This is a genomic window from Kordia antarctica, from assembly GCF_009901525.1.
In the GTDB taxonomy this organism is placed as follows: Bacteria; Bacteroidota; Bacteroidia; order Flavobacteriales; family Flavobacteriaceae; genus Kordia; species Kordia antarctica.
Genome location: NZ_CP019288.1, coordinates 3,009,229 through 3,021,954, shown reverse-complemented (window position 1 = coordinate 3,021,954; position 12,726 = coordinate 3,009,229). Strand labels below are relative to the sequence as shown.

The following is a 12,726-nucleotide window of genomic DNA, read 5'->3' as shown; positions in this document are numbered from 1 at the left end:
AAATAGTAAAAAAAAGCAAGCTTAACTTTACTTTAACACTTTACTTGCTAAAAATAAGGGTTACACGTTAAATTTTAACTTTATATAGACAGGAAAGTGGTCACTGTAACCTCCAAGGTATTTTTTACCTGCATACGTTCGGAAAGGATTGCCTTTGTATTTTCCTTTCCATATTGTTAAGAAATCTTCATCAAAAATGTCTGCGGAAGCAAAACTATGTGTCCCTTTTTTATAATCGAAGAAATTTGTAGAGAATATGATTTGATCAAATAAATTCCATTCGCCTCTATAACTTGCGCTACCTTTATATATAGTCAATAGTTTTAGCATCGGATTGTACAACTCCGTGTCCATTAAGTGGTTTTGAATACTTTCACTTGTCGGATCGTCATTAAAATCGCCCATGATAATTATATGAGGATCATTTTCTGCTGCCTTTATTTCATTGATTTTACTTTTAACGGTTTGTGCCGCTTTGATACGTTTGTGTGAAGTTTCATTAGCACCTTGTCTTCTGGAAGACCAATGATTGACAAAAACGTGAATAGCTTCCCCATTTAATAACCCTTTTACATATAATGTATCTCGTGTAAAATCGCGTACGCCATCTTCAGTATATAATAGGATAGGGATCGATTCTGAATAAATTACCTCAAAGTGTTCTTTTTGATATAGTAATCCAACATCAATTCCACGTTCGTCAGGCGAATTGTAATGCACAAAATCATACTTAAATTCAGCAAGTGGCTTTGAACTCACAAGATCGTTCATCACTTTTTTATTTTCAACCTCAGCAACACCTATTAATACAGGTACATTAGTTGTGTCTTCTGAACCAAAACTTGTAATGGCAGAACCTAGTTTGTAAATTTTCTTGTCGTAGCGTTTTGGAGTCCAATTACGAGCTGCTTCTGGCAGAAAATCATCGTCAAGTTTATGCTTATCATCAATAGTATCAAACAAGTTTTCAAGATTGTAAAATGCAATTGTGTGATACTTATTTAGGGTGTCTTTTTTCTCCATGAACGCTATAAAAGTCTGTTTATAAAAGATAAAAGTACTAAAATCAAAAAAGGAATTGTGTAACTTTGCTTTTTAATTTGATTTATGATAGAAAAGAAAACCATTGCATACGAGCGTACTATATTAATAGGAGTGATTACAAAAGAGCAAGATGAAACCAAGTCTGAAGAGTATTTGGACGAACTTGAGTTTTTGACATATACTGCTGGTGGGGAAGTTATAAAGCGATTTACGCAAAAAATGGAAGTTCCGAATCCAAAAACATTTATTGGAACAGGAAAAATAGAAGAAGTACAGCAATTTGTAAATGCAAATGATATTGGTTCTGTTATTTTTGATGATGAATTATCACCAGGACAACAGCGAAATATTGAACGTTTACTAAAATGTAAAATTATAGATAGAACTGGATTGATTCTAGACATTTTTGCACAACGCGCGCAAACAAGTTATGCACGCACGCAAGTAGAATTGGCACAATATCAATACTTATTACCACGATTAACAGGTTTATGGACACACTTGGAACGTCAACGAGGTGGAATTGGAATGCGTGGACCTGGAGAAACAGAAATTGAGACAGATAGACGTATTGTACGCGATAAGATTGTTTTATTGAAAAATAAAATGAAAACTATTGACAAGCAAATGGCGGTACAACGTGGAAACAGAGGCGCATTAATTCGGGTTGCTTTGGTTGGATATACCAATGTTGGAAAATCTACCTTAATGAATGTGGTTAGTAAAAGTGATGTATTTGCCGAAAATAAACTATTTGCAACGTTAGATACAACAGTTCGTAAAGTGGTGATTGGAAATCTTCCGTTTTTGTTAAGTGATACGGTAGGATTCATCAGAAAATTGCCAACACAATTAGTAGATTCTTTCAAAAGCACCTTGGATGAAGTGCGCGAAGCAGATTTATTATTACACGTTGTAGATATTTCTCATCCTAATTTTGAAGATCATATTGAATCTGTCAATCAGATTTTAGGCGAAATTAAAAGTGCTGACAAACCAACGATTATGGTTTTCAATAAAATTGATGCGTTTACACATGAAACGATTGATTCGGACGATTTAGTTACGGAAAGAACAAACGCACATAATACCTTGGATGACTGGAAACGAACATGGATGAATTCTTCCGCAGAAGATGTATTATTCATTTCAGCCATTAACAAAGAAAACCTAAACGATTTTAAGCGTAAAGTATATAATGTAGTGCGTGAAATTCACATCACACGCTTTCCATATAACAATTTCTTGTATCCTGATTACGAAGAAATAGAATAATAAAAACAAACAAAAAAATAGGCTGTCCGAAAAGTATACTTTTCAGACAGCCTATTTACAATGAATGTAATAACCTTACAATTATACACAATCTCTACACGTTGGAAATTCTGTTTGTGTAACACAAGCAATCTTAATGCTTACACCATTACATGTTGGATATTCAGTTTGTGTAGCGCAAGGACTTTTAACGCTTCTTTTTCCTCCTTGTATCGTTGTAAAATTTAAGTTGGAAATTTCTCTTTTTCTTAAAGATAAGTTTTTAAGGTGCTGTTTTTTCATAATATAAAATTTTGATTGTTAATTATATCATACAAAACAAAATCAATATCAGGTGTGTTACAAGGAAAGCAATTGCCAATTTATAAAACAGAAACAATGCAAATCGCGTTCAAATCTGATCATATCAGTAACTTCAGTTAAAATAAATACTGTTTTGTAGGCGCAAAAACAATAAGTGTTCAATTTATAAAACAATCAATCTTCCTCAATCCAAGTACCAATAATTCCTTTTTTTCCAAAGCTATAACCCAATCGGTAACTTCCTGCTTTTTTCATTTCAATATACTTTCCAGGTGCTGGAATAACTCCGTTGTCACGAAGAATAGCATTATAAGCGGCTACTTTAACAGAAGACAAACGTGTTCCGTTTTGCGTGATTGAGTTTCCATCAATCAATAACTTTACAGGTTCATCGGTTGATGCAATAAATCCTTTTTTGTGCAAATCAGCAAACACTTTCTTAATTCTGGCGTTTAAGCCAATCACCACAATATGATCATCTTTTTTGTAAAATGAAAAATCTGCATTTCTCTGAATTCCAGCAGTACGTAACATTTTATTATATGTACTATATTGTGTTGCCGACAATTCTTTCCCGTTGACATACATGCGATCTTTTTCTGTGGTAAACGTTACTTCTTTTGTAGATTCAATCAATTTATCTCTCAAAAGAAATTTCAATAAATTTTCTTGAACTTCTGGCCAAATCCAGTTCAAATCTGAACCAGAAGGTTCTGTGTATGTTGTTTTAGAATCGTCTAGCAATCGCTTAATATGGGAACTTATTCCACCTTTGTGACGCGCTTTTTCTTCAATTATTTTCGCCTCTATATCCAATCGTTTCGCTTCTCTTTCAATGCGTTTTGCGTCACGTTCAATACGAGCGGTTTCACGCTTTACTTCGCGTTCAACTTGTTGTTCCAAACGTTTTGCTTCTTGCTGCATTCTATCAGCTTCTCGTCGCATTCTGTCTGCTTCACGTTGCATACGATCTTTTTCAGCAGAAGCTGAACTTCCAGAAATAATCGTTTTTGCATCACTTCCTAGCGTTTCAAACTTCTCAATCAAATCAGGAGACGCAACATTCAAATCTAACCAAATTCGCAAGGTTTTTTCCGTTAATTTTATCTCGTATACTTTCTCACCATTGCTCCATTTAGAATAGCCTTTTTGGATATCTAAATTCTTATCGCCAAGTGTATTCTGAATCAATTGCTTCAATTTTGCTTCTCTATTTTTTGGAAAACGCGCTCGCAATTTGTAATCGTCATCAGTGTGACTTACCGAAACGGACGTACTTTCATTATCATCATTTACAGTTGTTGTAGATGAGGTTGAAGAAGATGATGTTGTATTTGTCTGCGCATTGCTCACTTGGAAAAATGCGAGTATAAGTGCGGTTGTTATAAATATATTTTTCATTTGTTCGTTTTTTAAATATTAATTGTTGATGATCTTAAAAGTCAGTCCAACACCACGAGTGCTTTCTATGGCAATGTTAGCATCTTTCTTAAAATATTTCCGAAGTCGGCTGATAAAAACATCCATGCTTCTTCCAGAAAAGAAATCGTCAGTTCCCCAAACATTTTCGAGAACGTCTTCTCGTTTTATTAGTTGGTTTTTATTGTCATAGAAAAACTGAATCAGTTGCGCTTCTTTTTCAGTAATTCGCTGAGTTTCTCCATTGAATTTCAATTGATAATTTACGGTGTCAAAAACATACTGTCCAATCGCGTATTCGTGTTCGTTTTTTGATGAAATGATTGTTTTTTGCGTTCGTTTCAGTATGTTTTGTAAGCGTAAAACTAAAATATCGGCTTCAAATGGTTTGACAATATAATCGTCGGCTCCGAGTTTTAATCCTCGAATTTTATCTTCTTTCATCTTCTTGGCTGTCAAAAAGATAAACGGAATTTCTGGGTTGTGTTGAATCACTTTTTCGGCTAACGAAAAACCATCCAATTTTGGCATCATTACATCAAACACACAAATAGCAAATGCGTTTTCATGCTGATGTTCGTCTGCTGTAAAAAAATCCAACGCTTCCTTTCCGTCTTTTGCCCAAGTGACTTCAAAATTGTGAATTAGTAAGTATTGTTTCAAAATACTTCCGAAATCATAATCGTCTTCTGCGAGTAAAACTTTGGTTTTTTTCATTAGTTAATTGGTATTGTTATAGTAAACGTCGTTCCTTGTTGTAATTCGCTTTGCACCGTAATTTTTCCTTGATGCGCATTTACAATCTGACTTGTATAATACAATCCTAAACCAAGTCCTTTTACATTGTGTACATTTCCGTGACTTACTCTATAAAATTTATCAAATATTTGTGACTGATCTTTTATAGAAATTCCTTCTCCATTGTCACTAATTTTAATGCAATATTCGTTGCTTTTCAGCGAAGTTTCAATCGTAATTTCTGTTTCATCAGTTCCGTATTTTACAGCATTTTCCAAAATATTAAACAATGCGGTTGTAAAATGAAACGTATCTATGCGAAGCAACACTTCTTGTGAACACACTTTATTTATAATGCTCAATGCTGGTTGTTGTGTGGAGAGTTTAAAATCGGAAATTAAATCATTAAAGTATTCATTGTCAGTAACAACATCTTTGGACAATACAATCTCTTTCGCACTTAAACTATTGGTCAATACTTGATCTATCAACTTCTGCAAACGTGTATTCTGTCTGTCTACAATATTTAAAGTATTGTCAAATGCTTCCGCAGAATTTCTAATTTCGGCATTCTTCAAGCTTTTTGAAGCTACGCTTAATGTGGCAAGTGGCGTTTTTAATTCGTGCGTAATATTATTAATGAAATCGGTTTTAATCTCCGTAATTTTCTTCTGATTGATTAGCGTTTTAATCGAATAATAAAACAATCCAACCACAAACAGAAACAGCAATACAGAAAAAATCATCAAGCTTGCCATTCGGCGAAAAACAATACTTTTCCAGTCAGTAATTAAAATTACATCTTTCGTTTTCAGTTCCACATCAAACGTATTTGTAAACACGCTGTCGTTTTCTTGAATTATAAAATCAAACTCTGTAAACGTGCGCGCACTTTTAATTACATGCGAATCTTCATTCTGAAAATCTTCCCCCAAAATAACCAAACCTTTCCGTTTTGAGGAAGAAAAAATAGTGTCGTTTTCCTTTCTATTAAACACAATAATACTTGTCAATTGGCGCTTATATCGAATTTTATAACCTAAATCAATCGCCCTTAATTCTTTGTTATAGCGTTCCATATACGCAGCATTAATACTGTCGCCTTTCATTTTAAGCCTGCCAATTACTTCCGCTTTCGTAATACGTTTATTTTCGTAATCGCCTAAATTGGTGCGTAAATCATCGCCCAAAATATCCACTAACGAATCCAATTCAGGATGATTATCAATATCAGAAATCGCATTATCCGTTTCCTGTATAAAGGACTTCTTTTTTAATTGATAGGCGTTTTCAATTAAATATGCCTGAATTCCCGATAAGGCAATTAGCGTAGCAATCGATGCAATAATTAATATGGTGATTTTGTTTTTCATTAATGGTTGTTCTTTTTGGTTGCTGTACTGTTTTGCAGTTTCAACGATTCAAAAGTAGCAATAAGCGTACATGTAGCCATAAAAAAATAGATCGTTAACCCATCATTAACCTAAAAAACGCTTGAAACGTCTTTGTTTTCGGTGTTTTTGGATTTAGGTTAATGAAGCTCTCGGATATTCAAAACACACGTTAACTCCTCATTAACTCTTGCTTAACCTGTTTATCGGTGCGACTTCTTCACATTTGCACATCAATTAAATAACGAGCCAATATCATGAAACATTTTATAATTTTTTACACATGTATACTTTTTAGCATGTCTTTATTAGCACAAAATTCGATTCAAATTCACAAAATAACAGCTCCAATTTCTATTGACGGAATTGCAGATGAAGCCGATTGGAAACAATTTGCACAAGCTGGAAACTTTACACAAACACGCCCAAATAACGGAGAAAAATCTATCAGAAATACCGAAATTGCAGTCTTATATGATGAAAGTTATATATATGTTTTGGGAATTTTACATGTAGCAACTAAAGAAGAAATAAGCAAACAATTAACCGCACGAGATGATACTGGAAACGCCGATTTTTTTGCCATACAAATTGATCCTTTTGGCGAAACACGTGAAGGTTATGATTTTACGGTGACTGCTGCGAATGTGCAATCGGATATAAAATTGAGTCAAAATAACAGTTACGCAAACTTCAATGTTGTTTGGGAAAGTGCCGTAAAATTGTATGATGATAAATGGATTGTAGAATTTAAAATTCCGTTCAATAGCATTCGGTTTCCAAAAGATGCAATGGACAATTTTAAGGTAAACTTTCAACGCGTTTCTACAAAGTTAAATGAAGAATCGTATTGGAGTCCGATAAAACCAAATGTTGATGGTTTTTTGAATCAATTTGGAAAGCTTGAAGGTTTGCCAAAAATTACGCCGCCATTAAATTTATCATTTTATCCTTTTGTGTCGGTTGTCAATGAAAAAAGTCCTGACGGAAGCAGCAAAACCACATTAAATGGCGGTTTGGACGTAAAATATGTACACGACAATTCGTATACATTAGACGTTTCGCTAATTCCAGATTTTAGCCAGGCATTATCTGACAAGCAAATATTTAATTTGTCACCGTTTGAAGTTCGTTTCAATGAAAATAGACAATTTTTTGTGGAAGGAACCGAGATTTTTGACAAAGGCGGTTATTTGTATACACGTAGAATTGGTGGCGTTCCGATTAATAAAAATCGTATTTCATTGGCTGAAAACGAAGAAATCACCAAAAATCCGATTGCGTCTAATATTTTGAATTTGGTGAAAATTACAGGGAAATCATCCAAAGGTTTTTCAATCGGAGTTTTAAACGGAATTACGGCTAAAAGTGAAGCTTCCATTCAAAATACAGCAACTAACGAATTTCGAAACGAACAGACAAATCCGTTTACAAATTATAATGCTTTAGTGTTCGATCAAACTTTAAAAAACAATTCTTCTATCACGTTTTTAAACAATTCAGTTTGGCGAAGCGGAAACGATTATGACAGTAATTTATCAGCACTTTTATTTCGTGGTTATACTAAAAACAGAACCTATTCTTTGTATGTAAAAAAAGCAATTTCACAGAAATATTTTTCAGATAAAAAAGCTGAATTTGGACATGAATATTATGCGTATTTATCTAAAGTAAGTGGAAATTGGACAGGCGGAATTTCGGCAAAGCTATTGGATGAAACATTTGATACTAATGACTTTGGATTTTTGCCACGAAATAATGAATTTTCCGTTCGTGCTACTGTAAATTATCAGAATAATAACCCTAAAAAATGGTTCAATCAATATTCCGTTGGAATTGATCATTCGCAACGCTATTATTATAGTTTGTTTGAAAAAGAATTGGCGTATTACAAACTTTTAGGGAGCGCAACTTTTAAGAATAATAGTCAATTTTTCGGTTCGTTTGCATTTATAGAAAAACGCCAAGATTTTTTTGAACCACGTACAAAAGATCGAAATTTTAATAAACCTGCACAGTTAGAATCGTTTTTGGAATACCAAACCAATCGCAATAAAAATGTATGGTTTGCAGGATATTTGGTGCATGTAAAAACGTTGAATTCGGAGGTTTTTTCGGATGAATTTATTGCAGGTTACGGAGTTAAAGCGCAATTGGGACAACATGTTTCGTTAAATTTCAGTCAAGATATAACAAACATTCCAAGCAATGCAGGTTTTGTAACACATGAAAATGAGGACCTAATTTTTGGAAGACGAAGCGTACAAGAATTGACCAATACATTTGAAGCGAGTTATGCAGTATTTTCAAAACTGAGTATGAATTTACGCGTACGTCATTACTGGATTCAGGTGGATTATAAAGATCAATTTACATTGAATGCGCAAGGAAATTTAGACCGAAATAATTACACTATTGATCCAAATGATTTTGATGATAATTTCAATTCTTTTACTGTTGATTATACTGCAAGATGGCAATTCGCGCCAGCGAGCGAATTAAGTTTTAACTATAAATTGGGCGCAAACTTATTCAATAATCAAATTAATTCGGGTTACGGAACTAATTTAAAAAACACTGTAAAACAAGATAATAGCAATACTGTTTCTTTGAAAATGACGTATTTTTTGGATTATAATACGATAAGGAAGTTGTAGGTTTGATTCCTGCGTAGGCAGGAATTTGACGCTAGCGAATGAGGAAAAGTCTAAAAATCCGGTATTTTATTTTCAACACTAATCTCTGAATGTTTTTAGAGTAATTCTTTGTTAGGTTTTGGTGTAAAGTGATTTGATAATTTTTTTCAACTTTCTATAATAAATGTACCATTTACGATATTGAGTATCTGGGTTAGCAATAATTTCACTCATCAAATTCATTCCAGCATATTTATAAATATAAACTTCTTTCATGGGAGATATTGTAGAAATATCGTCTCCTGTTATTTCAGAAATTAATTGATATATAACCTGATCCGGGAATAAACCTTGAAACTCTACATTCATTTTGTTTCCATTATCAACGATGATTTCTCCTTCACTAAAGCTAAAGTATCTTATTTGGTTTCCGTGTACATAATATTTATATGCAAAAATCCCTGAGGTTTCTCCAATCATAAATTTTAGTGCTTTACCTTTTTTGGAAAGTAGTTTTAAAGAAATTTTCCAATAATGAGAGTTGCTTTTTTCTCTCTTTTCTATTTCCCATAAAGGAATATTGTCACCAACAAGTAGTATGTAGCCTTTTTCAGTTTTAATACTATAAAGCTCATCATTTTCAATTCTGTTCACTGATATTTCTCCAAATGTAGACTTTCCAAATTCTGATAGTGGATTAAATAATAGTCTTTTAGAAATCTCATTAATGTCTTTTAGATCAACTGCTATTCCTTGTATATTTATGCCCATTAATTTTACTAAATTTGTATTAACGAATGAGGAAAACCTCGCTACTTTTTCAATTTGGAAACTTCAATCGAAATAAATTGCGGAAGATAACTTGGTGTGCATCCTCTTGGAACTATTTCATCTTTATAAAGTCCAGTTTTTTCTCCAATGGAAATGCAGCTAGCTCTATATTTTTCTTCCCATTTGCCCATTGAACTTCAGGTTGTTCAGTCATGATGTCTGTTTCTATCATAGTTAATAAATCTTCTGTGTTTGCGTGATTGGTATTTCCCATCCATCTTAATCTTGCCTGATAATACCAAAAAACTCGTCTTTTTATGACAGAAGTGCTTTTTCTCCAAGATTCAATAAAAGCAATGATACGTTTGTCTTTTGTGAGTTGATTTGCCATAAACCAATCCGTTAATTGATTTCTTTCCTCCAACTCATGTTTTTGAATATCTGTATCAATTTGGTTAATGAACTCTTCAGTGATACACTTTTTGTCCATGATTAGAATTGCCAATTGACGCGGAATAAATTCATTGGTAGACCATAATTCCATTGCCAATTCATGATCTTTTTTAATCTCTTTTGCAATTTTTCGAAAATCGCCAAGTTTAGTATTTTTTTTGGGTAATTTGGGAATATATATTTTTTGCTTTTGATGAAAGTTTCATGTCAATCTTTTACTGTTTTAGTATTAATTTTTTCGGTTGATACCGAAGTTCGACTTTTTAATTGAAGAAGTCAAATAAAAATTTACTAGTAAAATTTACACATTATCTGTTATTTACCCTTAAGTTTACGTTTATAATTTAGAGTTTCAGTATGAATCAGATTATCACTTTTGGCGAAGTAACAGGACTATTAGATGGGAATACTTCAGCGCGTTTTAATCGTTAAATATTCTGTTTGTGTTAGATGTAAAAAAGTAAACAAATTAGTTTACAAATACACAAAAAAGTAAAGAGATAGGTTTACTTTAATAAACTCAGAAAACTGCAAGTACATTTTTTGTCGTAACTTGTTTTGAAATGATGCAGTATGAAAACAGCAATCTCGCTAATTATAACTTTAGCAGTTGGAACCGCAAGTTTTGGACAAACTATCAATTTTGAAGATGCTAACTTAAAGTCTTATTTACTAACTGAAAATTGTGTGGACACAAATAATGATGGAGTTCCAGATAGTGATGCAGACGTAAATAATGATACTGAAATACAACTGACTGAAGCATTAAATATAACGAGTTTGTTTTTGGGAAACTTTCCAGATACGTATTTTGTTGCATCTGTGGAGGATTTGCATCATTTTAGCAATTTGGAAAAACTGAGAATTCTCTATTTTGGAAACATGGAAAATTTTGAATTACTCGGACTAACCAATTTAACAGATTTGTATATCGGAACATGTGCAACATTAAAAAGAATAGATATTTCTGATTTGCCCAACCTTGTAAATCAAAGTATAGAAGATATTACCACACTTGAATATCTGAATATGCAGAACAATAATTTTCCTAGCGGAACTTTTTCACTATTCTACACCGAAAATATAGATTTTGCCTGTATTGATGATACTCCAGAAGAATATGCCGCCATAGAATATCATATGGAAGCAGGAACAACGCCTACGACTAATTGTGCGCTTGGTATTGCTACAAATACTATTGATGAAATTCAATTAATTCCCAATCCGACACGAAACTTTTTAATACTTATCACAAAAAACAGGATGCCTATTTCGCTTTCTATTGCGGATGTTTCTGGTCGTATTATTAAAAACTACAACACTAACTTCACACATATTGATGTGTCTTCTTTAGCAGAAGGAATGTACTATGTAAACATTCAATTATCAGATAATCAATCTATTTTAAAGAAGATAATAAAAAATTAATGCGTCAATTTTAAAGTGTATTAATTTGAAAATGAGTTTCTTGTGGTGAACTCAAAACAAATTTGTATCGAGAAGTACTTTGAAAACAGATTTTATAACTGTCTTTCGCCTCGAATTCACGAATATTCTAGCCTGTGTACTAACTGTTATGTGAAGCTGAATCAAGTTCAACTTGACAAATAAAACATCTTAAAGTTAAACAATACGCATAAAAAAAGCGCTCCAATAGGAACGCTTTTTTAAAATATTCTATAATTGGCTTTCTATAAGTTATAACTTAAACCAACTGTCCAGTATGATTGTAATTTGTTATCTACATTATCAAACGTAGTTCCTAAATTTCCATTTGCAAGATTGAAACTTACCGCTTCTTGTTTATTTTGTCTTAAAGCAAAATCGAAACCTACACCAATCTTTTTCCATAATGTATAACTAAATGAGTTTGACCATGTCCAGTTTGAATAATCACTGTTTTTATAGCTTTGAAACATGGATAAGTTTGTCTTAAAGTTTATTGCACCAATACGTCTTGTATAATCTGCTACGATTTTTGCACCTAATGAAGATTCAAAAACAGAATCATTGTCACTAAATACAAAGTTGTAGTTTAATGGATGAACAACAACAATTAAATTTTTTATTGGCGTCCAAGTTCCACCGACACCAAGATCTAAATAGCCAGGATCATTAAAATTGTCCAAAATTGTCGTCCTATATTCTCCCAAAGCTGAGATCGCAAATTTTTCAGATAATTTATAACCGTACAAAGAACTTACATTGAATACATCCGTAGCTTCTCTAAATTTGTCATTATCCGTAGGATCGTCTTTGTCATCAATCTTAACCCATGATAAGTTTACATTTGCACTATTATTCCAGAAAAACTTTTCTTGATTCAAGTTAGCAAAAGCATTTACTGTAAATCCGATATTTCCAGATGAAATGTTTGGTGTTCCTTGTGAATACCAATCATTAAATTGAGAAAGGCTTCCTCCAATAGTTCCAAAAGCTCCTTTTTTCCATCCTGGCAAAGCATCAATTTGTGCTTGTATAGCATTTGCTTCTCCTTGTAAAGCATCAGCCGCAGCTTGCTTTTCAGATTTTTGAGCTTTTAATTCTTCTACTGATTGCGCATTCACGGAAGTAATTCCGATACATAACGCAATTGCAAATATGATTTTTTTCATGTCTATTAATTTTAAGTTTTTGCGACGGCAAATATAATAGTTGAAAATCATTTCACAAAAATATTTTAAAACATTTAATAT

General features: G+C 32.7%; 11 protein-coding genes. 3 read left to right on the top strand and 8 right to left on the bottom strand.

What is annotated here, in order from left to right; all coding sequences use genetic code 11:
• Positions 1 to 60: 60 nt before the first annotated feature.
• On the bottom strand, positions 61 to 1,023 hold the full coding sequence (locus IMCC3317_RS12580) for an endonuclease/exonuclease/phosphatase family protein (protein WP_160129848.1): 963 nt from the start codon (positions 1,021 to 1,023) through the stop codon (positions 61 to 63).
• Between the two features lie 84 nt (positions 1,024 to 1,107).
• Between IMCC3317_RS12580 and hflX the strand changes: the two genes are divergently transcribed.
• Positions 1,108 to 2,319: a GTPase HflX gene (hflX, locus tag IMCC3317_RS12575; RefSeq protein ID WP_160129847.1), complete on the top strand. Its 1,212-nt coding sequence runs from the start codon at positions 1,108 to 1,110 to the stop codon at positions 2,317 to 2,319.
• Between the two features lie 81 nt (positions 2,320 to 2,400).
• On the opposite strand, the gene IMCC3317_RS12570 is transcribed toward hflX, so the two are convergent.
• The 4 genes from IMCC3317_RS12570 to IMCC3317_RS12555 form a co-directional block, all read right to left on the bottom strand.
• A complete protein-coding gene (locus IMCC3317_RS12570) occupies positions 2,401 to 2,601 on the bottom strand; it encodes a hypothetical protein (protein ID WP_160129846.1) in 201 nt (66 codons plus the stop codon).
• 195 nt (positions 2,602 to 2,796) lie between these two features.
• Positions 2,797 to 4,023 carry a hypothetical protein gene (locus IMCC3317_RS12565; RefSeq protein WP_160129845.1) on the bottom strand — a complete coding sequence of 409 codons (1,227 nt, stop codon included), beginning with the start codon at positions 4,021 to 4,023 and terminating at the stop codon, positions 2,797 to 2,799.
• A gap of 18 nt (positions 4,024 to 4,041) precedes the next feature.
• Entirely contained in the window at positions 4,042 to 4,758 is a 717-nt protein-coding gene (locus IMCC3317_RS12560) for a response regulator transcription factor (RefSeq protein ID WP_160129844.1), read from the bottom strand.
• Positions 4,758 to 6,152, bottom strand: a complete 1,395-nt coding sequence (locus IMCC3317_RS12555) for a sensor histidine kinase (protein ID WP_160129843.1) — start codon at positions 6,150 to 6,152, stop codon at positions 4,758 to 4,760. The genes IMCC3317_RS12560 and IMCC3317_RS12555 overlap by 1 nt, the downstream gene beginning before the upstream one ends.
• 275 nt (positions 6,153 to 6,427) lie before the next feature.
• On the opposite strand from IMCC3317_RS12555, the gene IMCC3317_RS12550 reads away from it, so the two are divergent.
• Positions 6,428 to 8,827, top strand: coding sequence for a DUF5916 domain-containing protein (locus IMCC3317_RS12550; RefSeq protein WP_160129842.1), 2,400 nt, complete (start codon positions 6,428 to 6,430; stop codon positions 8,825 to 8,827).
• Between the two features lie 111 nt (positions 8,828 to 8,938).
• Here the strand turns inward: IMCC3317_RS12550 and IMCC3317_RS12545 are convergent, their stop codons facing one another.
• Together IMCC3317_RS12545 and IMCC3317_RS12540 are read right to left on the bottom strand one after the other, a co-directional pair.
• Entirely contained in the window at positions 8,939 to 9,577 is a 639-nt protein-coding gene (locus IMCC3317_RS12545) for a hypothetical protein (RefSeq protein WP_160129841.1), read from the bottom strand.
• Between the two features lie 112 nt (positions 9,578 to 9,689).
• Complete coding sequence (locus IMCC3317_RS12540; protein ID WP_228055052.1) at positions 9,690 to 10,205, bottom strand: DNA alkylation repair protein; 516 nt, start codon at positions 10,203 to 10,205, stop codon at positions 9,690 to 9,692.
• A 398-nt stretch (positions 10,206 to 10,603) separates the two neighbouring features.
• Between IMCC3317_RS12540 and IMCC3317_RS12535 the strand changes: the two genes are divergently transcribed.
• On the top strand, positions 10,604 to 11,458 hold the full coding sequence (locus IMCC3317_RS12535; protein WP_160129840.1) for a T9SS type A sorting domain-containing protein: 855 nt from the start codon (positions 10,604 to 10,606) through the stop codon (positions 11,456 to 11,458).
• Between the two features lie 263 nt (positions 11,459 to 11,721).
• Here IMCC3317_RS12535 and IMCC3317_RS12530 read toward each other — a convergent pair whose 3' ends face one another.
• A complete protein-coding gene (locus tag IMCC3317_RS12530) occupies positions 11,722 to 12,645 on the bottom strand; it encodes a DUF3078 domain-containing protein (RefSeq protein ID WP_160129839.1) in 924 nt (307 codons plus the stop codon).
• Positions 12,646 to 12,726: the final 81 nt, after the last annotated feature.

Excerpts from the sequence above, each read along its gene's own strand:
- IMCC3317_RS12580 (WP_160129848.1), bottom strand. The coding sequence starts at position 1,023 with ATGGAGAAAAAAGACACCCTAAATAAGTATCACACAATTGCATTTTAC.
- hflX (WP_160129847.1), top strand. The coding sequence starts at position 1,108 with ATGATAGAAAAGAAAACCATTGCATACGAGCGTACTATATTAATAGGA.
- IMCC3317_RS12570 (WP_160129846.1), bottom strand. The coding sequence starts at position 2,601 with ATGAAAAAACAGCACCTTAAAAACTTATCTTTAAGAAAAAGAGAAATT.
- IMCC3317_RS12565 (WP_160129845.1), bottom strand. The coding sequence starts at position 4,023 with ATGAAAAATATATTTATAACAACCGCACTTATACTCGCATTTTTCCAA.
- IMCC3317_RS12560 (WP_160129844.1), bottom strand. The coding sequence starts at position 4,758 with ATGAAAAAAACCAAAGTTTTACTCGCAGAAGACGATTATGATTTCGGA.
- IMCC3317_RS12555 (WP_160129843.1), bottom strand. The coding sequence starts at position 6,152 with ATGAAAAACAAAATCACCATATTAATTATTGCATCGATTGCTACGCTA.
- IMCC3317_RS12550 (WP_160129842.1), top strand. The coding sequence starts at position 6,428 with ATGAAACATTTTATAATTTTTTACACATGTATACTTTTTAGCATGTCT.
- IMCC3317_RS12545 (WP_160129841.1), bottom strand. The coding sequence starts at position 9,577 with ATGGGCATAAATATACAAGGAATAGCAGTTGATCTAAAAGACATTAAT.
- IMCC3317_RS12535 (WP_160129840.1), top strand. The coding sequence starts at position 10,604 with ATGAAAACAGCAATCTCGCTAATTATAACTTTAGCAGTTGGAACCGCA.
- IMCC3317_RS12530 (WP_160129839.1), bottom strand. The coding sequence starts at position 12,645 with ATGAAAAAAATCATATTTGCAATTGCGTTATGTATCGGAATTACTTCC.